Origin of the sequence: Streptomyces sp. NBC_00353 (assembly GCF_036108815.1) — a bacterium.
Classification (GTDB): domain Bacteria; phylum Actinomycetota; class Actinomycetes; order Streptomycetales; family Streptomycetaceae; genus Streptomyces.
Genome location: NZ_CP107985.1, coordinates 1,147,946 through 1,168,160, shown reverse-complemented (window position 1 = coordinate 1,168,160; position 20,215 = coordinate 1,147,946). Strand labels below are relative to the sequence as shown.

The following is a 20,215-nucleotide window of genomic DNA, read 5'->3' as shown; positions in this document are numbered from 1 at the left end:
CGCGCGTGCGCGAACCATTGACACTCTCCCCGACCCCTCACTACGGTCACGCCAGAATTTCGAACGGGTGACGAAATATCGAACGCCCTAGGAGCTATAGGAGTTACGCGAGCCCCAGGAGCAACCACCTTGCCGCTCAGGGGAATCGGCTGATCGTCCGGCAGTCACGAATGGGCACGCTCAGCGATTCGAACCTTGTCCGATATACCGAACGCTCGATGGGGTCCACTCCCTGTCGGGCCAACTTCCGCCGTTTCCCTCGTACTCCGGAGGACCGATCATGCGCACGACCCGTACGCGTACTGCAGCAGCCGCCCTGACAGCCGTTGCGCTGTCCCTCTCACTTGCCGCCTGCGGGCAGAGCGGCGCCGGCGGCAGCAAGGAGGAGAAGGCGGGCGGCAAGGGCTCCACCATCGGTATCGCCATGCCGACCAAGTCGTCGGAGCGCTGGATAGCCGACGGCCGCAACATGGTCGCCGAGTTCAAGAAGCTCGGCTACAAGACCGATCTGCAGTACGGCGAGGACGACGTCGACCAGCAGGTCTCCCAGATCGAGAACATGATCACCAAGGGTGTGGACGTCCTGGTGATTGCGGCGATCGACGGTCGGGCGCTGAGCGACGTCCTGCGGCAGGCGGGGGAGCAGAACATCAAGGTCATCTCCTACGACCGGCTCATCCTCGGCAGCCCGGACGTCGACTACTACGCCTCCTTCGACAACGAAAAGGTCGGCGAACTCCAGGCCGGTTACCTCGTCGACAAGCTCGGCCTGAAGTCCGGCTCCGAGAAGGGGCCCTTCAACATCGAGCTGTTCGCAGGATCGCCGGACGACAACAACACGCGGTACTTCTTCCAGGGCGCCTGGAAGACCCTCAAGCCGTACATCGACAAGAAGCAGCTCGTGGTCCGCAGCAAGCAGACGAAGCTGGACCAGATCACCACCCTGCGCTGGGACGGCGGCACGGCACAGAAGCGCATGGACGACCTGCTGACCAGCGCCTACTCGTCGGCCGAAGTGGACGCCGTGCTCTCCCCGTACGACGGCATCTCCATTGGCATCATCTCGGCGCTCAAGTCGGACGGCTACGGCACCAAGTCGAAGCCCTACCCGGTCGTCACCGGCCAGGACGCCGAGGTCGCGTCCGTGAAGTCGATCATTGCGGGACAGCAGACCCAGACCGTGTACAAGGACACCCGGGCCCTGGCCAAGCAGGCGGTCCAGATGGCCGACGCCGTACTCCACGACAAGAAGCCCGAGGTCAACGACACCACGACGTACAACAACGAGAAGCGCGTCGTGCCGTCCTTCCTCCTGGACCCGGTCAGCGTCGACAAGACCAACTACCAGGCGGAGCTGGTCGATTCGGGTTACATCAAGGAGAGCGACCTCCGATGACCGTGCCGGTCCTCGAAATGCGGTCCATCGTCAAGACCTTCCCCGGAGTCAAGGCGCTCTCGGACGTCTCCCTGACCGTCGCGGAGGGCGAAGTACACGCCCTCTGCGGGGAGAACGGCGCCGGTAAGTCGACCCTGATGAAGGTTCTCAGCGGAGTGCATCCGCACGGGAGCTACGAGGGCGAGATCCGATTCCGCGGCGAGCGCTGTGCGTTCAAGGACATCCGCGCCAGTGAGGCACGCGGGATCGTGATCATCCACCAGGAACTCGCCCTGGTGCCGTACCTCTCCATCGCGGAGAACATCTTCCTCGGCAACGAACACGCCAACCACGGCTTCATCAGCTGGAACGAGACACTGCGGCACGCCGCCGCCCTCCTGGAACGGGTCGGGCTGCGTGAGCACCCGCAGACCAGGGTCGCGGACATCGGAGTCGGCAAACAGCAGCTCGTCGAGATCGCCAAGGCCCTCGCCAAGAAGGTCGAACTGCTGATCCTCGACGAACCGACCGCCGCACTCAACGACGAGGACAGCGCCCAGCTCATCAGCCTCATCAAGGAGCTGAAAGGGCAAGGGATCTCCTCGATCATCATCTCGCACAAGCTGGGCGAGATCGCGGCGGTCGCCGACTCGGTCACCGTCATCCGCGACGGCCGCACCGTCGAGACCCTCGACGTGCACGCGGAGGAGACCACCGAGGACCGCATCATCCGCGGCATGGTCGGACGCGACCTCGACCACCGCTTCCCCGAACGGACCAGGTACGAGGGCGAACCGGGCACCCACCCTGCCCTGGAGATCCGCGACTGGACCGTGCACCACCCCATCGACCAGCACCGCAAGGTCGTCGACCAGGCCCACGTCGAGGCCCGGCGGGGCGAGATCGTGGGCATCGCCGGCCTGATGGGCGCGGGACGCACCGAACTGGCGATGAGCGTCTTCGGACGCAGCTACGGCCACAACATCAGCGGCAAGGTCTTCAAGGACGGCCAGGAGATCCGTACCCGCACCGTCCCGGAGGCTGTCCGGCACGGCATCGCCTACGTCACCGAGGACCGCAAGCAGTACGGCCTCAACACCATCGACACCATCGGCCGCAACATCACCCTCAGCGCCCTGGACAAGGTGGCGCGGCGCGGCGTCGTCGACGAGCACGAGGAGACCCGGGTCGCGGAGTCGTACCGGAAATCCATGAACATCAAGGCCCCGACCGTGTTCGAGCAGGTCGGCCGGCTCTCCGGCGGCAACCAGCAGAAGGTCGTCCTCAGCAAGTGGATCTTCGCCGGACCCGATGTGCTGATCCTCGACGAACCCACCCGCGGCATCGATGTAGGCGCCAAGTACGAGATCTACACCGTCATCGACCGGCTCGCCGCCGAAGGCAGAGCAGTCGTGCTGATCTCCTCCGAACTGCCCGAACTCCTCGGCATGTGCGACCGCATCTACACCATGTCGGCCGGCCGGATCACCGGCGAAGTCCCGCGCGCGGAAGCCACCCAGGAGGTCCTGATGCGCCACATGACCAGCGACAAGAGGTAGCAGGAAATGTCCCAGGCCCCCACCGAGACCCCGCAGCGCCCGACGCCGGCCACAGCGGCAGTGCCCGCGACCACCGGCACCCTCCTCCTGGACGCGGCCCGCCGCAACATGCGCCAGTACGGGATGCTCATCGCCCTCGGACTGATCGTCGTGCTCTTCGAGATATGGACCGACGGCGTCCTGCTCAAGCCGAACAACGTCACCAATCTGGTGCTCCAGAACAGCTACATCCTCGTCCTCGCCATTGGCATGATGATCGTCATCATTGCCGGCCACATCGATCTGTCGGTCGGCTCACTGGCCGCCTTCGTCTCCGCCGCGTGCGCCGTGATGATGGTCGAGCAGGATGTGCCATGGGTCCTCGCCCTGGTCCTCGCCCTCGTCGTCGGAGCGGTCGCCGGAGCGTGGCAGGGCTTCTGGATCGCGTACGTCGGCATCCCTTCGTTCATCGTTACGCTGGCAGGGATGCTGCTCTTCCGCGGCGGCACCCAGATCCTCCTCGGCAGCCGCTCGCTCGGCCCGTTCCCCGAAGGCTTCCAGAAGATATCCACCGGCTACCTCCCGGAGGTCGGTCCGCAGACCAACTATCACAATCTCACCCTTCTCATGGGCCTCGGACTCCTGGCTTTCGCCCTGATCCAGGAGGTCCGCGACCGGCGGCGGCAACAGCGGTACGGACTCGACGTCCTGCCCAGGAACCTGTTCCTCGCCAAGTGCGTGGCCATGGGCGCGGCAGTCCTCGCCTTCACGATGACCCTGGCCAGCTACCGCGGCGTCCCGGTCGTCCTGCTCCTGCTCGCCGTACTGCTCATGGGCTTCGGCTACGTCATGCGCAACGCGATCGTCGGACGCCATGTGTACGCGCTCGGTGGCAACCGGGCAGCAGCGAAGCTGTCGGGGGTGAAGGACCAGCGTGTCACCTTCCTGGTCTTCGTGAACATGGGGGTGCTCGCCGCCCTCGCCGGCATCGTCTACGCAGCCCGCCTCAATGCAGGCGTCCCTCAGGCCGGCACCAACTTCGAACTGGAGGCCATCGCCGCCGCGTTCATCGGCGGTGCCTCGATGAGCGGAGGCGTCGGCACAGTGTTTGGCGCCATCATCGGCGGCCTGGTGCTCGGTGTACTCAACAACGGGATGTCGCTGGTGGGCATCGGCACCGACTACCAGCAGGTCATCAAGGGATTTGTCCTGCTTGCCGCGGTCGGGTTCGACGTCTACAACAAGCGCAAGGCCGGCTCCTGACCGTCTCTGCCGCTCGGCAGAAGCCACGCCCACGCAGGACCAGCAACCAGCAGGCTCTCGTCGCCGGCGCAACTGCCCGGCGACGAGAGCCTGAACAACCGGGCGCACACCTTCGCAGTCATTGGCATGGACCTGACGATGACACTGCATTACAGTCTGTCGCGGCACACTCTGAGAGCGCTCTCAGGTGAGAGGTCTCGGACGCCTGCTGTTCCTCCCCCACCAATGTCGGAACAACAGAAGGGTCCATTCCCTTGAGACGTACAACAGTGTTACGCACCGGTCTGTCCGCCATACTTCTGCTCGGAGCCTGGGCAACGGCCGGCATCGCCCCCGCCAGCGCCGCAGACGCCCCTTCCATTGCATCCGCATCCACGACCTCCGCCCCCAGCTTCACCCCCGCATCCACCGCCAAGGCGCCGGCCTCGGCCGGCCTGCTCTCCGCGATGCGGAAGGACCTGGGTCTGACGGCGAGCCAGGCCAAGGTGCGTCTGGCCGCGGAGACGACGGCAACGGCCGTACAGGGAAAGGCTCGACGGGCGGCAGGGCAGTCGTACGGCGGTTCCTGGTTCGATCCGGCAACCGGCAAGCTCACGGTCGCCGTCACGAGTGACAAGAAGGCTGATGCCGTACGCGCGACCGGTGCGGCAGTCCGGCTGGTGGCCCACAGTGCGCGTCAGCTCGATGCGGTCAAAGCGCAGCTCGACGCGCTTTCCGCGCCCGACGGTGTCGCCAGCTGGCACGTCGACCCGAAGGCCAACCGGGTCGTGGTGAACGTCGTTGCGTCGTCGGAGGATGACAACGATGTCCGCGCGTTCGTCGAGCAGGCCCGCAAGGCCGGACCGGTGTTCGTGCGGCGGACGTCCGAGGCACCGAAGACCTTCTCCGCCGGGACGGTCGGCGGCGACCCGTACTACACGGGCAACGTGCGGTGTTCCATCGGCTTCTCCGTGTACGGCGGTTTCGTCACGGCCGGTCACTGCGGTCAGCCGGGCGCCGGGGTCAGCGGATGGGACGGCTCGTACATCGGCAACTTCCAAGGGTCCTCTTTCCCGGGCGACGACTATGCCTGGGTCAGTGTGGGCAACGGCTGGTGGACCGTGCCGGTGGTCCTCGGCTGGGGCACCGTCTCCGACCAGTTGGTCCGCGGCTCCGCGGTGGCTCCCATCGGCGCCTCCATCTGCCGCTCCGGCTCCACATCCCACTGGCACTGCGGGAATGTGCTGGCGACGAACGAGACCGTCAACTACAGCCAGGGCGCCGTCTATCAGATGACCAAGACGAGTGTGTGCGCCGAGCCGGGCGACTCGGGAGGCTCGTTCATCAGCGGCGACCAGGCACAGGGCGTCACTTCGGGCGGCTGGGGCAACTGCAGCAGTGGTGGTGAGACCTGGCACCAGCCGATCAACGAGATCCTCAGCCGGTACGGGCTGACGCTGCACACGGCCTGACGGCTCCGGCGGTACGGCGGCGACACGTCGGCCGAGTCGTACGCCATGGTCCCCGTCGACTCCGTGCCCCGTCTCCGAGGCCTGCCGCGACAGACTCTCCACCGAGTCCTGTCGCGGCAGGCCTTTCGTGCGAGGAGCCGCTCGGATCCCAGCACCAACCTCACAAAGGCCCCCTGCACAGTCACGGGCTGAACAGACCTGCCCGAACAGCTGGATCCGACATCGCCGTCGTGTCGACCGCAGGGAACATTTTTATGAGGCTATAAACAGTGTTGTTCAGTACTAGGGTTGGTTTCATCGACTGATCGACCGACTGAGTCAGTCGGATGCGCGGGCGAGTGGGGAGGGGCTTGATGCTGGCTGTGGATGTGAGGGCCTCGCTCCGTGCCGGCCGGACCGTTGAGGACGGTGCCGCCCGTTGGTGGCGCTTCTCGGCCCAGACCGTCGCCCGGCACGGAGATTTCCTGCTGGCCTTCGTCGACGGCGGGGTCTGTGTCGGTGCGTACCGGATCCTCGATTCTGCGCCCGATGCCGGCGAAGGCGGCAAGTACACCTTCGACCTGACTCCGGCCGCCCGCTTCCAGTGGGCTCTGGGGCAGCGACTCCCGTTGCCCCCCGGGCGCAATCCCGCCCGTATTCTCACAGGCCAGCACCTGCGCGAGTTCCTGGACGCGGCCCCCTACCGCCCTTCCGGCAGCGACCGGGACTGACACCGAAGGAGCAAGCGCCGTATGGCCAGCAAGCCCGACCCCGTCGACGCCCTGCTCAAGTCCGGGCCGCGCCGCACTCAACTGCCCGAGCCCGCCGAGCGGGCGCGCCTTCGTACCGGCTACGGGCTCACTCAAGCGGAGATCGCCGAAGCGCTCGACGTCACCCGGACGACGGTCGCCGGGTGGGAAGCCGGCCGCAGTGAGCCCCAGGGCGCAACCCGGGCCGCGTACGCGAAGCTGCTGGACGGCATCGCGGCCCAACTCGCCGCCGTGGCCGAAGCGCCGGCCGCCCCTCAACTGCCGACCAGCGCGCCGAACGCGGCGACGGACAGTGCCGTGACGGGCACGCCCACGGAGGAGCAGGCTTCCGGGAGCAGGAACACCACGGACAGGGCCGTGGGGGCCACGACGGGCAACGCCGTGCCGTATCGGCCCGCCCCCGAGAGGGCCACCGACACCGAGAGGGCCACCGCCTCCAACAGGACCACCGCCCCCAGGAAAGCCGCATCCCCCGGGAGACAACCGGCCCCTGCCTCATCCGCCCCGTCGGCCTCTCCCGATCCCCGGTTCGTGAACGGACCGCTGGCCGTCCTGGACGGCGACGGAGCGGCCTACGCTCTTGGCGGCCTCGTCCTGGACTGCCCCGCGAGGGACATCCCCTCCCTCGTCGACTGGACGCTCGCTGAGGCGAAACTCGGCGCTGCTCGTCTGCATCGGAACGGCAGGGACGCCGACCCCTTGATCGTGCTCACCGCCTCCGCTGCCGCCCGGTTCGGCCTGCCTGCCGAGCTGGCGGACCGCCGCACGCTGCGTCTGCCCGAGGACCACCAGGCGGTCAAGCAGATCGCAAAGGCGGGGTGGCGGTTGACGCGGCGTGGGTTCGGACCGTGGGTGCGGATCTACCGTCCGGTTCAGGGTGGCCGACGTCAGTGTGTGCAGCTGGCGATCGTGCCGTGGGGGGCGCTGGATTCCAGAGCCTGGGGCAGTGCCGATCAGCTTCAGCCGGCCGCGCTGGCCCAGGTGCTGGACACGTACGCGGCCCGCGTGATCACCCCGTGCGGCTCGGCGGCGGTGGCCGGGCTGGAGCTGATGACCGCCCTGCGCCCGCCGACCCGTGCGGTGCCGGACGAGGCGTCGGGCGGGTGGACGTCGGGACCCGTGCCCGGTTCGCTCACCCACCCGGTCGACCCGGCGCCGCCCGAGGCACCGGATGAGCATCCCGTGGTTGCCGCGCTGTACCCACGTGGCCATGTCCGTACTCACGACGAGGTCCTGGACGAGGAGGCGTTCGACTGGTTCCGTGATCCGCAACTGCTCACGGACGGGGAGTGCGTCAAGAGTTTCGCGGTCGGCATCGACGTGAACACCGCCTTCCTCGCCGCCGCGAACCGCCTGATCGTCGGTCTCGGGGAACCGGTCCACGTCACCACACCGGTCTTCGACAAGAAGGTGCCGGGCTGCTGGCTGGTCGATCTCTCCGAGATCGCCCTGGATCCGCGCCTGCCGTCACCGTTCACCCCGCACGGCACCCCACCCACGGGCCCGGCCTGGTACGCGACACCCACCGTCGCGTACGCCGCCGAACTCATCGGTACGCAAGGCCTCGACGCACGGATCCAGCCGACCGAGGCATACATCCGCCCGGAGGCCGGCCCGTATCTGGATCCCTGGTACAAGGTCCTGGCCGAGGCGTACAAGGAGACCATGGCCGACCTCGGTGTCGGTTCCGGGATGGCGGAGGACGACTTCCTGACCGCGATGGAGCACCACAAGCAGTCCGACCCGGGACTGGTGGCGGTGCTGTCGGCGATCAAGGCGACGGTCAAGGGAGGGATCGGGAAGCTGAGGGAGCGCCCGCAGGGGGCGAAGTACCGCTCGGGCGAGCCGTGGTCCGCCCTGGCACGCCCGACCTGGCGGCCCGACATCCGCGCCGCGGTCATCTCGACGGCCCGGGTGAACATGCACCGCAAGATGGTCAAGCTGGCCACGGCGGCCGATCTGTTCCCGATCGCGGTCCTGTCGGACTGCGCTGTGTATCTGTCCGACGGACCCTCCCCGCTGGACTTCCTGCCGCACACCCCCGACGGCACGCCGCTGCCCGGTGGATTCCGCCTCGGGGTGAGCCCCGGCATGGTCAAACACGAAGGCACCCAGGACCTGATGTGGGCCGTCAAGATGCTCGACCAGGGCCACAACCCTGCCCGCCACATCAAGGGCACCGACGCCGCGGCAGACGGAGAGTAGGACACCCGGATGGGGAAGATCGGCGACAGCCTGGAGAGGGCCGAGGCGGCCTCGTTCACCCGCCCGCTCCCGAAGACCGCTCCGGCACAGATGCGCTTCCTGGTCAAGAGTGAGAGAGGCTCGACCCGGGCGACAGCCGACCGCCTGGGCGTCTCCCAGCGCACGGTCGAGCGGTATCTGACGGGGCAGTTCAAGCACCCGCGCAGAGACCTCGCCGCCCGGCTCGCCGCCGAAGTCCGCCGGGCCTGGCAGCCCCGGGTGCGCGAGCGGGCTCAGAAGCAGGCGGCCGCCACGGGCGGCATCGTCGTCGAGACCCGCGCCCGGTTCGGCTTCACTGCTGCCCCGGGCAGCACGGACGACGGCCGTATCCGCCGGATCACCCAGCATCTCCCGGCCGCGTATGCGGCACGGCTGTTCGACGCCCGGCAGACCGGCGCGTCCGAACAGCAGCTGCGCACCATCGTTGCCGAAGGTCTCCAGGAGATCTACTTCAAGGACGGGGGACGCCGGGCCGACGACCTACTGGTGGAGTTCACCGACATCGACTACGTCGAGCTCGAGTACTGACGCCGCGCTGTCTCCCTCATCATCCTCAGGGCTTGCGACTTACCACTTCATCTGCCGAGTGAGCAGTTGACCTGGCGGGGCCGAGCGCTCTGATTGGCGAGCTGAGGAATGCGGCCGGTGAGCGAGTCGATCTCTGTTTGGCGACGGTACCTGCGGATGTCGTTGCAGAGTGCATAGGATCACCGGCATGGCACTGCGACCTGTTCAGGTGAACATAAAGGCTCTTGATGACTCGGCGGTCGGCCGGTTCTGGGCGGAGGCGCTCGGCTGGGGTGTTTCCAGCGAGGGTCCCGGCGTGACCAACGTTGAACCCGGCGGCGGCTTCGTCTGGCCGGACCCGGTCGCCGTCTGCGTCGACGTCGTTACCGTCCCGGAACCCAAGACCACAACAAAGAACCGTGTGCACCTCGATCTTGCCACCACCTCTGCGGCCCATCAGGCGGAGTTGGTCGCGCGCCTCCAGGCTCTCGGCGCGACGCCCGCCCACGTGGGCCAGGGCGACGTGCCATGGACGGTCCTCGCCGACCCGGAGGGCAACGAGTTCTGCGTGCTGGAGCCTCGGGAGATCTACCGGGACACGGGGCCGATCGCCGCGGTGGTGGTCGACTGTGCGGATCCGCGGGCCATGGCCCGGTTCTGGGGCGAGGCGATGGACTGGACCCTGCACGAGGTGACTGACGATCATGCGGTGTTGCGCTCTGCGAAGGGTGTCGGCCCGTATCTCGAGTTCCTTCGCACGCCCGGCGGGAAGGCCGTGCCGGACCGCGTTCATATTGACCTGCTGCCGTACCCCGGTGACGATCTAGAGGCGGAGGTGGCCCGGCTGCGGGACCTCGGCGCCACCGACCTCGACCTCGGCCAGGGTGACGTCCCGTGGAGATGTCTGTCCGACCCGGAGGGCCACGAGTTCTGCGTCCTCGCCCCGTCGTCCTGACGCGGAGCATTGACGACACCCCGACACGTGAGCGTTGTGTGCTCATGCGCCCCGACCCCGGGCGGGCCGGGCTGCGGTGTCTCGGTCGATTCGGGCGCCCCTCGGCCACACCATCCGTGACGAGGGACCGCTCGTCGTACCCGTGCACCGTGGGAACCAGTACCGCGACCCACCGAAGCCCGGCCGCCTCCGCGCGCACCGCCGCCGGGTCGTGGGCTGCCTTCACCATCACGACGCGGCTGTCGTCGAGGGTGACCGCACAGAGGTGCGCGGACAGGCGGCGCTCGGCGTGACCGGTCGGGCCGGTGAAGCGGGTCCCGGCGGCTGCGAAGTGGGACATGACGCTCAGAGTGAGGCGGCCGACGGACCGTTGACGTCGTGCGTCGCGCTCTGATCTGCTGCCTTGATCAACGTAGAGATCAACGCAGCGAACGCAGATGCCGAGCAGGGGAGTTGAGGCGATGACGACCTCGCACGCACCGGGCCCGCCGACCGCCGTGGTCGTACAGAACACCAGGAGCGGCGGTCCCGGCCGGGTCGGGGCCTGGCTGCGCGAGGCGGGAATCGGCCTCGAAGTGCTGCGTCCCTACGAGGGTGAGGCCCTGCCCCAGGCGCTCGACGGCAGACCGCTCCTCGTGCTCGGCGGCGGCTTCCTGCCGGACGACGACGAGCGCGCGCCCTGGCTCCCGGCCACCCGCCGCCTCGTCGCACAGGCGCTGGACGACAGCACGCCCGTCCTCGGCATCTGCCTCGGTGGCCAGTTGCTCGCACAGGTCGCGGGCGGCAGCGTACATGCGCGTCACGGGCAGCCCGAGTTCGGCAGCACACAGATCCGGCTGCGCCCCGAAGCCGCCGACGATCCGCTGCTGTACGGGCTCGGCGCGACGGTTCCCGCGATCGAGCGGCATGTCGACGCGATCACCGAACTCCCGCCGGGCGCCTCCTGGTTGGCATCCAGCGTGGCCTGCCCCCACCAGGCGTTCCGGGTCGGGGCGCGGGCCTGGGGCGTGCAGTTTCACCCGGAGGCGGAGGCCGACCGGATCGCCCGTTGGGACCGGGAGCGGCTGGCCCGGCAGGGCTTCGACAGGGACCGGCTGCACACCGAGGCCGTGGCCGACGAGGGTGCGGCGATCTCGGCGTGGTCGGTGTTCACGCGGAGGTTCGCTCAGGTGTGCGCGAGGCTGCCGTGACCGGCCGTGGGGCGGGCGCGGATGCGGCGGCTCTGCGCCGCCGTCCCACCGAGGCGATGACGCTGGTGAGCACGCCTGCGAGCAGCCCCCAGAACGCGGACCCGATGCCGAGCAGCGTCATACCGGAGGCCGTGGCGAGGAAGGTGACGACGGCCGCCTCCCTTGACGCGGGGTCCGACAGGGCACTGGCCAGGGACGCCTCGATCGTGGCGAGCAGGCCGACCCCGGCGACGGCCAGGACGAGTGCGTGAGGCATCGCGGTGAGCAGTGAGGCGACGGTCGCGCCGAGCAGGCCGACGCACAGGTAGAAGACGCCCGCCCACACAGCCGCGAGGTAGCGCCGCTGCCGGTCGGGGTGGGCCCCGTCGCCGGTGCAGATCGCGGCGGTCATCGCCGCCAGGTTGATGCCGAACGCCCCGAACGGCGCGAGCACTGCCTGCACGGAACCCGTCCATGTCAGGACGGGCGAGACGGGCACCTCGTAGCCGGACCCGCGCAGCACGGCGACCCCGGGCAGATTCTGCGAGGCCATGGTGACGACGAACAGCGGCACGCCGACGCTGATCAGCACCTTCCAGTCGAACTCGGGAGCCGTGAACACCGGCTGAGCGAGCGACAGTCGGACCCGTTCCAGATGCCAGCCCCCGGTGAGGACGGAGGCGACGACTCCGCCGCCGAGCGCGATGAGGACCGCGTAGCGGGCCAGCAGCCGACGCGCGAGGAGATACAGCACGAACACCGGAAACGCGATCGCGAAACTGCCGCCCATCTGGGAAAAGAGCCCCGTCCCGAACTCGAGCAGCACACCGCCGAGCAGCGCCGACGCCAGCGGCACCGGGATCCGGTCCATGATCCGCGCGAACCATCCCGTCAGACCGCTCACCACGATCAGTGCGGCGCTGAACACGAACGCGCCCACGGCCTTCGCCATGGACACCCCGCTCAGGCTCGTGGCGAGGAGCGCGGCTCCCGGTGTCGACCAGGAGGTGACGACCGGGGCCTTGTACTGCAGCGACAGACCCACGCAGGTAACGGCGATCCCGACGCCGAGTGCCAGCATCCATGAAGAGACCTCCCGCGCGTCCGCCCCGGCGGCCCGCGCTGCGGTGAACACGAGGGCGGCGGCACTGGTCACGCCGACGGTGACCGCGATGAGCCCCGCCGCCACGGCCGAGGGCGGTGCGGTGGCGCGTATGCGGGCGAGCGGGGACATGCGGGCATCACTTCCGGAGGGAGTGGGAGAGCAGGTTCCAAGCGTTCCGTAAACGGATCGTTCTGTTTGTGGAACACTAGGGACGCAGGTGATGGCACGTCAAAGCGCCGGTGGGCGCAGAAGCGGACGGAACCGGGCGGATGGGTCTGAACGACGAGGTGGGGCGCAGGGTGAAACGGCTGCGGCAGGACGGCGGCCTGTCCCTGTCGGAGCTCTCGCGCCGCTCGGGTGTCGGCAAGGGCACGCTCTCGGAACTCGAGACGGGTCGGCGCAACCCCACCCTGGAAACGCTCTACGCCCTGACCACCGCGCTCGGCCGCCCGCTCAGCGCCGTCCTCGACGACCCGGCGCCCGGCGTCGCGGCGGGCGGAGTCTCCGGCAGCGCCGTCACCGCGGTCCTCCTGGAGCGGTGCGAGGACGAGGGCGCGGCCACCGACGTCTTCCGCGTCACCATCGCCGGGGGCGCGACCCAGGAGTCGGCCGCGCATGTCCCGCACACCACGGAGAGCCTGATGGTGCTCTCCGGAACGGCGGTCGTCGGCCTGCCGGACGCGCCGCAGACGGCCGGGCCCGGCGGTCACGCCCACTGGCCGGCCGACGCCCCGCACTTCTACAGCGCACCGGACGGCGAGGTCCAGGGCGTCCTCTTCGTCCGGTACCCGAAGGGCGCGTCTTCGAAGGATGCTTCCTCGGAAGGGGCTTGAGGTCCTAACAGAGGCGTTGGACGTGGCGGTGGGTGCTCAGGCAGACGGCCGGGCCGAGGAAGGCTTCGTGGATGTCGTTGCGTCGTTCCCAGCGTGTGCGCAGGCGGAGGAGCCGTGCAGTCACGAGATCGTGTGCTCGACGACCCAGCGAGACTCGGCCCGCGCCGTTCACCGCCGGGAGGGCCCGTGACATCCTGTGGCAGTGCTCTTGAGTGACCATGCAAGCAGTGTCGAGCTTTGCCCGCTGCGCTATCAGTTCGCCACAGTCCAGGGCAACCGGTACGACGACAACTGGCTGGTCATCGGTGGCACGGTGACGACTACCGAGGGCAGTTGGTCCTTTGCCGATCCATCTCTGCCGACCCACGAGGCCCGCCAGGTTGCCGCTTGGTTGCGCGCGGTGGCCGCAGGGACGGTGTCCGTGATCCAACCTGATGCCGAAGGTTATTTGTCCCCGGACACGTGGTTCACCGAGCCGGTCCTGGCCTTTAGCCTCTCCGCCCGAAGCGAGGCTGGGGCGGTGATTCGCCTTCACCTGTCCCTGGAAGCGGCCCCCCATGGCAGCAGGCTGATGACAGAGCCGACATCCATCAATACTTCGTGGAGGTCCAGGTGGATACAGCTGCACTGCTTCACGCAGCTGACCAGTGGGATCTTGCTCTCGCTTCCTTCCCAACCCGCTGATCAACGTCAGTCCCGCCGGGACGCGGTCCACCGGGCCCCCAACACAGGCCCGAAGCTTGACTTCTCCATCGGGAATCCACTGAGCGTTGCAGTTGGCCGCTCTGCTGCTCAGGCGTCGAGCTGCTCGGCGAGCTCGTCTTCATGGTGACGAAGCGCGTCCTGGAGGAGGCGAGGGGGGCCTGGTGAACGACTTCGGACGGTCGGGAGGGGCAGGATCGTGATCGGGACGGCGGTGTCGTAGACCCCCGGTCATTCGGAGGAGTGGGGGTCGGGCGCCGGCGTGGCCGACGGCCCGCCCCCTGGGCCTGTCAGGGCCGGTCCACGCGGAAGTGGTAGCAGCCGTATTCGACGGCTCGCACGTGGACCTGGGCGGTATCCGGGTCCGCGAAGGCTTCGGTGAAGGCGCGGTCGAAGGACGCGTCGGCATCCTCAGGCAGCTCCACCATGCGGCCGCCAATGATGCGCCCTCGGTTGTCGTAGCGGCGGAAGGCACGGAGAGCGCCGGGTCGGGCCCAGGGGTAGCCGGTGCTGTCCGGGGCCGGCCCGCCGCAGTCCTGTGCGTGTATGAAGACCGGACCCTGCTCGTCATACGCTCCGGGCTCGGCACTCGTCCGGGCCGCCCAGCGACGCAGCGGGGCGTACGAGACGAGGGCGATCCGGTCATCTATGACGCTGAGCCGCAGGCAGCACCGGAGCGGGGCGCCGCCTTCCTCGTCCACGTACGGGTACATCGGACGCCCGGCGTCGTCGCGGAGGCGGAGCTCCTTCAGTGCCGTGGGGGTGATGGGCCGGGGTTGATAGGTGCTGGTCATGCCATTCATCGTGGCGCGGTCGGGCATGAGGTGCTGGCGGAAATCCGACGGAGGGTTCTGGGCCGTCTGTCGTGTTCGGACTGGCCAACTGAGGCGCCCAGCCGGAATGGTGGGGCTCGTCGCCGCAACCGCCTGAGCATCGCGTGCAGCCGACGCCTCCGGCGAGGAGCCGACGCACGGGGGAGTCGATCGGCACGTGCCCTGGTGCAGGCCAGGGGGAACTGCCTCGAGTTCGCTCGGATTCGGCCTGACACCGACCCGATGCCATGGGGGACACGGGTGTTGATGGCGATTCTTGAAAACGGCCAGCGGTACTCCTCGCCTCACTTCCTTGACGCTTGAACGGTGTGAGGAGTGTGGGGAGCGAGAAGTGACGGCAGGGTGGGAGGGACGTACTGGCACTCTTGCCCCATGGCAATCGCGGGGTCTCGCACGAAGACGACGGACACATGGCTCATGCCTGCTGATGAGGTGCTCCTAGGGCAACGGATTGCTGAGGTGTTTCCCGCATCCGGATGGCATTGCAGTCATCCGGGGCCGCTGGGTTTGCACCAAGTGCACTTGCATTCCTCGATCGAGTCCGCGCTGGGCTGCGGAAGCACGCAAGCGTTTCTCGGCCTCCCGGCAGGCGCCTCCCTGCCACCAACAATCATTCCGGCTCCCGGCGTCAGCGCGCCGTGCGGACCGCCGATAGCAGCAGTTGTCCAGCTGCTTTGTTCACGTCTCAGGACGGACGAACGGGGCGAGTTCTTCGAGAGCGGGCGACTCGCAGTGCGGTGGTTCGAGCCCGAAGTCGGACCGGAAATGCATCAGACGCTCACGGAACAGACACGGCTGCTCTGGACTGCGTTGCGAGCCGTGACCCGGCCGGCAGTGATCGAGACAGCCGATGGTCGCCGCACTATGGGAACGAGAATCGGGCCCGCTGCCCGTGACAAGGTGATCCGCCAGCAGGTGTCGCTGGCGAGACCAGGCATCCAGCGGTTTCGGCTGGTGAACTGACGGCAAGGGCCAGGGCGGTTGCAAGTTCCGGGGGCGTGTGGCTGGTCGGGTTGTGACCGGTTGGGGTACATAACAGGGCAGGCACGGGCTTCGTGATCATTGTGGTGTCTTAAGCCTGATGATCATGAGGTGGCCCGTGCCTGCTGCTGTATGTTCTCCCGTTCCCGCCGTGCTGGTGAAGCTGGGGCCGCTGGATGCCGGTCGGATCGCTGACCTGCGCCTCTACTTCGACTCGGTGCCCGATCCGCGCTCGCGGCGGGGCCGGTGGTACTCGCTGACGTCGGTCCTGCTGGTGTGTGCCTGCGCGGTCGTCTCGGGAGCGAGGAGCATCGATGAACTCGCCGAGTGGGGCCAGCGTGCCTCTCACGCACTCCTGACAGTCATCGGGATCCGGCGCCACGTGCTCGGATGGCGGCGCACTCCGTCTCCGGCCACGATCGGCCGTGTGCTGGGGGCTGTTGACGGTGACGCCCTGGACCGGGCGGTGGGCGCCTACCTGGCCGACCGGCATCGCGCTGCCACCGAGCTCGCCCAGGCGCCGTCGCCCTCCGCGTCCGGGCGGCCGCGCGTGATCGCTGTCGACGGCAAAGCACTCAGGGGATCAGCCCGTCTCACCGCGACGCGCCGGCATCTGCTCTCCGCGGTCACTCACGGCACCGTCGTGACCCTCGCCCAGGTGGAGGTCGGCGCGAAGACGAACGAAACCACACACTTCCAACCGCTCCTGGCACCGCTGGACCTGGCCGGCACCGTCGTCACCTTCGACGCCCTGCACTCGGTCAAGGCGAACATCTCCTGGCTGGTCGAGACCAAGAATGCCCACTACATCACCGTGATCAAGACCAACCAGCCGACCACCCACCACCAGCTCGCGACCCTGCCGTGGCGGGACATTCCCGTCCAGCACACCGCCTCCGCCTCCGGGCACGGACGCCGCGAGTCCCGCTCGATCAAGACCTGCGGGATCGCGGACCAACTCGGCGGGATCGCCTTTCCCCACGCCCGCCTGGCCATCCGCGTCCACCGCCGCCGCAAGCAGACCGGCAAGCGCGAGACCCGTGAGAGTGTCTACGCGGTCACCAGCCTCGACGCCCACCAGGCCGGCCCGGCCGACCTGGCCACCGCGATCCGCGGACACTGGGGAGTGGAGAACTCCTCGCACCACATCAGGGATGTCACCTTCGCCGAGGACGCCTCCACCGTCCACGCCGGAACCACACCACGGGCCATGGCAACCCTCCGCAACCTCGCCATCGGCGTGCTGAAAACCCTCGGAGCCGACAACATCGCCAAAACCACCCGGCGATCCGCGACGAACCCCAACGAGCACTCCCCATCCTGGGCATCACCAACGATCCGGACACCTACGGAACTTGATCAAGCCCTGGGCAAGGGCCCGGCGGCCGGAGGCCGCCGGGCCCTGATGATCAGTGACGGTCAGGCAGGCTCGTTCAGGGGAGCCTCCGCAACGGTGTGATGTGAGGGACTCGATTGGAGATGGTTGGGCAGGCCGCTTCGGGGGTGGCCAGCAAGGCGACGATGGTGATCGGCTGATCGCAGTGCCGGCAGTTGCGCAGGGCAGCGGGTGCGAGCGGATCCTGTCTGGTCATGACCGGCGGTGCGGGAAGCTTGCGAGACTGTTCGCTCAGGAGTCGGGCGCGTCGTTCATCTCGTTGGTGGTTGCGTTGTTTCTCCGCATCGCTGCGACAGGTTGGCGAGCAATACACCTGCCGCAGGCGGGGGTTGGCCATGAATTCTCCGTCGCAGACGGGACAGAGATGCAGTTCCGGGCGGGGCGGCCGGGCCCGGGCGATGGGCCCAGGCTTTGCAGCGAGGAGAGCAGTAGATCTTCCGAGGGCTTGGGGTGAACTGCCGTTCACAAACTGGGTAGTTAGCCGGGACGAGGGACGGAAGTGAGGCGCCTTCGACTTCATGAGACACGGGCGTTGACTCCCTTGCGCAGGGTCTCGGCCTGGCTCTGGTGGCCGCGGAGCCGATAGGAAGGGCCGTCGATGCCCGCGACGGCGGCCCGGTGGAGGAGCCGGTCGAGCATCGCGGCCGCGACGGTGGCGTCCCCGAAGGCGCCGGCCCAGTCGGCGATACCGACATTGGTCGTCAAGATCGTGGACGATTTCAGATACCGCTGGTTGATCACCTGGAACAGTGCGGACGCACCGTCCTCGGGCAGCGGCAGATAGCCGAGCTCGTCAATGATCAGCAGCTTCGGACCCGCGAAGAACCGCATGCAGGTCTTCCAACGGCCCTCGAGCGCGGCCTTGTGACACCTGGCCGCGAGCTCGGCAGCGGTCAAGTAGACGCGGTGCCCGGCATCGACCGCGGGCCGTCCCAGCGCGACGGACAGCATGGTCTTGCCGACGCCCGGCGGCCCGACGAACAGCACGTTGGAGGCGTCGTCGAGGAAACGCAGGGTGGCCAGATCGCGGATGAGTTTCTCATCGACACCCGGCTGGGCGGCGAAATCGAAGTCCTCGAGTTATCTGGGGTAGTAGTGAAGGAATCTCGCAAAGCCGCCGTTCAGGACGTTGCGGACGCGTCGGGAAGGCGGCTGAGGGTCGCCCTCCGCCCAGGTTGCCTGCTCTTGGAGGTAATCCGCAGTCCTGGTTGGAGTGGTGCATAAGTAGGATCACGTTATGACTGCCGATGCCCCGCTCACCCGAGAGTCGTTCCGGCGCCTCCACCTGATCAGCTCGCCCAGGCCGGTGCCCCGGTTGCCGGATCGTGTCTGGACTAACGAGGACTGGAACCGCATCCAGCGCGGATATCGAGCCCGGGACATGGATGAGAAGTGGAACGTCTTCGCCGAAGGGAATGTCCTTTTCACGCACCGGAGTTGGACCGGTCGCGGCGTCTATGAGGCGTCGTTTGTCCCAGTGACTGGTGGTGGGATGAGGATCGGCTCTGCTGTGGTGGAGGCCGATGGGCAGCGCTATCGGAGCATGGGCGACGAGTACGACCGTCTGATGCTGGAGCTGATCATCAGCGCGATCGTCCTCGGTGAGCCGGCCGCCGACCTTCGGGCCGGACTCGTGGAGCTGACTGCACGGGCTTCGGGAAAGAGCGATCTTCCTTCGGGCGTGGTGGAGCACAGTGCTCTGGGATTGCGCTCTGGATCGTAAGCTCTGCAGCCAGGCGAGTGCCGTCACGGCCTCGGACCATGTGACCGGATCACGCGTTGCAAGCGCAGGATCTCGCCGTGTGCCGCGGCCAGTCGTTATTCGAGCCCTTGCACGTGCTCGCGGTGGGTGGTGCGCTCACGGCGGAGGGCTTCGGTAAGGGTATGAATCACTGTGCCGTCGTCGGCTGAGGGCGCCTGCGGGGGAGACTGGTTCTCGGTCCGTTGCTGGCTGCACAAGGTATCGCGTCTGCGCAGGTCGATTGGCGATGAGGTGGAGAGGCCGACGGTCTTCATCGCGTCGAGCTCTTCGCCCATGGGATCCGGGGGCGAGGGCGAGGCCGACTCGTCCAACGGCATGAGAATCGGATCCGTTGCCAGGGCCTGAGTGACGGCAACGCCCGTCACGCGCGTCGCAAGTCCCGCTTTGGCTTGCCTGTCCGGGCCCGGCCGCATCCCGGGCGGGCCCTGGCGAAGCGCTGCACTGCCGACGAGCGCCAGATGCAGAACTTCGGTCGCCTTGGACGCTGTTTCCTATGGCGGTTGGTCCGTCGGGCATCGCGGTCAGCTCGGCGGCATGCGAGCGTGAGAGGACGGGGGTACACATGCCCGCAAGTGGGCGGGCGGGGGCTTTGACAGGCCTCTGGAATCAGCGCTGGCCCGACTGTCAATCGGTTGGTCGGCGACCGACACGCCGACTGGCTCTCAAGCCATCCGTTCGGCATCGGACGGGCTCTCCGAACCGCCGACGCCCTATTCCGTCGGATGACCAACACGTGGAACCGGGCTCACAGCACCCACTTCAAGTCGTTCCATTTCGAGTGCTGGTTGCCAACGCTGTCGCCGTGCTCCCGCTCAGTCGAAGTGGATGAGGGGCTTGATGATTCCGTCCTCCTTGAACTCCATCATCCGGAACGCCTTGACGATCTCGTCAAATCTGAATTCGTGCGTGGTCATCGGGGTGGGATCGACCTTTCCGGTTCGCATCAGCAGGAAGAGCCGGTTGAGCCAGTCGCAGCCGCCTCGGTTCAGCCTCGTGTAGACCTGTTTATCCGACATCCCGTAGCTGAAGGGCTCCAGCGGGATCTCCAGCGGCTCGAGGTCCTCTCTGTGGTAGCCGACGTTCGAGATGCGCCCGCCGGGCTTGGTCACCCGGAAGGCGGCCTCCCCAGTCCGCCGGGAGCCGAGCGCTTCGATGGCGGCGTCGACCCCGTGGCCGTCCGTCAACTCCATGATCCCTGCGACGGGATCGCATCGAGTGTGGTCGACGATGACATCTGCCCCGAAGCGACGTGCCAGTTCCTGCCGCGGGGGCAGCGTCTCCACCGCGATGATCAGCCCGGCCCCGCGCAGCCGGCAGCCGATCGTCGCCGACAGGCCCACCGCTTCTACTCT

General features: G+C 67.8%; 17 protein-coding genes and 1 pseudogene. 13 read left to right on the top strand and 5 right to left on the bottom strand.

What is annotated here, in order from left to right:
- Positions 1 to 280 precede the first annotated feature (280 nt).
- The 9 genes from chvE (at position 281) to OHA88_RS05585 (ending at position 11,272) form a co-directional block, all read left to right on the top strand.
- Positions 281 to 1,396, top strand: a complete 1,116-nt coding sequence (gene chvE, locus OHA88_RS05625; RefSeq protein WP_267009268.1) for a multiple monosaccharide ABC transporter substrate-binding protein — start codon at positions 281 to 283, stop codon at positions 1,394 to 1,396.
- Positions 1,393 to 2,934 carry a multiple monosaccharide ABC transporter ATP-binding protein gene (gene mmsA / locus OHA88_RS05620; RefSeq protein ID WP_328624492.1) on the top strand — a complete coding sequence of 514 codons (1,542 nt, stop codon included), beginning with the start codon at positions 1,393 to 1,395 and terminating at the stop codon, positions 2,932 to 2,934. The genes chvE and mmsA overlap by 4 nt, the downstream gene beginning before the upstream one ends.
- A 6-nt stretch (positions 2,935 to 2,940) precedes the next feature.
- On the top strand, positions 2,941 to 4,176 hold the full coding sequence (gene mmsB / locus OHA88_RS05615; RefSeq protein ID WP_328624491.1) for a multiple monosaccharide ABC transporter permease: 1,236 nt from the start codon (positions 2,941 to 2,943) through the stop codon (positions 4,174 to 4,176).
- Positions 4,177 to 4,430: 254 nt separating this feature from the next.
- A complete protein-coding gene (locus OHA88_RS05610; protein ID WP_328624490.1) occupies positions 4,431 to 5,627 on the top strand; it encodes a S1 family peptidase in 1,197 nt (398 codons plus the stop codon).
- 353 nt (positions 5,628 to 5,980) lie between these two features.
- Positions 5,981 to 6,337, top strand: a complete 357-nt coding sequence (locus OHA88_RS05605) for a hypothetical protein (RefSeq protein ID WP_326624581.1) — start codon at positions 5,981 to 5,983, stop codon at positions 6,335 to 6,337.
- Positions 6,338 to 6,358: 21 nt separating this feature from the next.
- The gene (gene tap, locus OHA88_RS05600; protein ID WP_328624489.1) at positions 6,359 to 8,581 is read left to right on the top strand and encodes a telomere-associated protein Tap; all 2,223 of its coding nucleotides are present in this window, start codon (positions 6,359 to 6,361) and stop codon (positions 8,579 to 8,581) included.
- Between the two features lie 9 nt (positions 8,582 to 8,590).
- Positions 8,591 to 9,148, top strand: coding sequence for a telomere-protecting terminal protein Tpg (gene tpg, locus OHA88_RS05595; protein ID WP_328624488.1), 558 nt, complete (start codon positions 8,591 to 8,593; stop codon positions 9,146 to 9,148).
- 187 nt (positions 9,149 to 9,335) lie between these two features.
- A complete protein-coding gene (locus OHA88_RS05590; protein WP_328624487.1) occupies positions 9,336 to 10,082 on the top strand; it encodes a VOC family protein in 747 nt (248 codons plus the stop codon).
- Positions 10,083 to 10,543: 461 nt separating this feature from the next.
- A complete protein-coding gene (locus tag OHA88_RS05585) occupies positions 10,544 to 11,272 on the top strand; it encodes a type 1 glutamine amidotransferase (protein WP_328624486.1) in 729 nt (242 codons plus the stop codon).
- Here OHA88_RS05585 and OHA88_RS05580 read toward each other — a convergent pair.
- Positions 11,232 to 12,485 carry a benzoate/H(+) symporter BenE family transporter gene (locus OHA88_RS05580; protein ID WP_328624485.1) on the bottom strand — a complete coding sequence of 418 codons (1,254 nt, stop codon included), beginning with the start codon at positions 12,483 to 12,485 and terminating at the stop codon, positions 11,232 to 11,234. The two genes, OHA88_RS05585 and OHA88_RS05580, sit on opposite strands and share 41 nt — an antisense overlap.
- 140 nt (positions 12,486 to 12,625) lie before the next feature.
- Between OHA88_RS05580 and OHA88_RS05575 the strand changes: the two genes are divergently transcribed.
- Positions 12,626 to 13,189, top strand: a complete 564-nt coding sequence (locus OHA88_RS05575) for a helix-turn-helix domain-containing protein (protein WP_328624484.1) — start codon at positions 12,626 to 12,628, stop codon at positions 13,187 to 13,189.
- A 202-nt stretch (positions 13,190 to 13,391) separates the two neighbouring features.
- Positions 13,392 to 14,021: a WapI family immunity protein gene (locus OHA88_RS05565; protein ID WP_328624483.1), complete on the top strand. Its 630-nt coding sequence runs from the start codon at positions 13,392 to 13,394 to the stop codon at positions 14,019 to 14,021.
- A gap of 160 nt (positions 14,022 to 14,181) precedes the next feature.
- Here OHA88_RS05565 and OHA88_RS05560 read toward each other — a convergent pair whose 3' ends face one another.
- Positions 14,182 to 14,694 (bottom strand): DUF1203 domain-containing protein, encoded by a 513-nt coding sequence (locus OHA88_RS05560; RefSeq protein WP_443044179.1) that lies wholly within the window; start codon positions 14,692 to 14,694, stop codon positions 14,182 to 14,184.
- 1,162 nt (positions 14,695 to 15,856) lie between these two features.
- Between OHA88_RS05560 and OHA88_RS05555 the strand changes: the two genes are divergently transcribed.
- Positions 15,857 to 17,164, top strand: coding sequence for an ISAs1 family transposase (locus OHA88_RS05555; protein ID WP_328624481.1), 1,308 nt, complete (start codon positions 15,857 to 15,859; stop codon positions 17,162 to 17,164).
- A gap of 453 nt (positions 17,165 to 17,617) precedes the next feature.
- Here OHA88_RS05555 and OHA88_RS05550 read toward each other — a convergent pair.
- Positions 17,618 to 18,169: pseudogene (locus OHA88_RS05550) on the bottom strand (ATP-binding protein); the annotation flags it as partial.
- Positions 18,170 to 18,338: 169 nt separating this feature from the next.
- On the opposite strand from OHA88_RS05550, the gene OHA88_RS05545 reads away from it, so the two are divergent.
- Positions 18,339 to 18,824, top strand: coding sequence for a hypothetical protein (locus OHA88_RS05545; protein WP_328624480.1), 486 nt, complete (start codon positions 18,339 to 18,341; stop codon positions 18,822 to 18,824).
- Positions 18,825 to 18,919: 95 nt separating this feature from the next.
- On the opposite strand, the gene OHA88_RS05540 is transcribed toward OHA88_RS05545, so the two are convergent.
- The gene (locus OHA88_RS05540; RefSeq protein WP_328624479.1) at positions 18,920 to 19,228 is read right to left on the bottom strand and encodes a hypothetical protein; all 309 of its coding nucleotides are present in this window, start codon (positions 19,226 to 19,228) and stop codon (positions 18,920 to 18,922) included.
- Between the two features lie 447 nt (positions 19,229 to 19,675).
- Positions 19,676 to 20,203, bottom strand: coding sequence for a zinc-binding dehydrogenase (locus OHA88_RS05535; protein WP_328624478.1), 528 nt, complete (start codon positions 20,201 to 20,203; stop codon positions 19,676 to 19,678).
- Positions 20,204 to 20,215 lie beyond the last annotated feature (12 nt).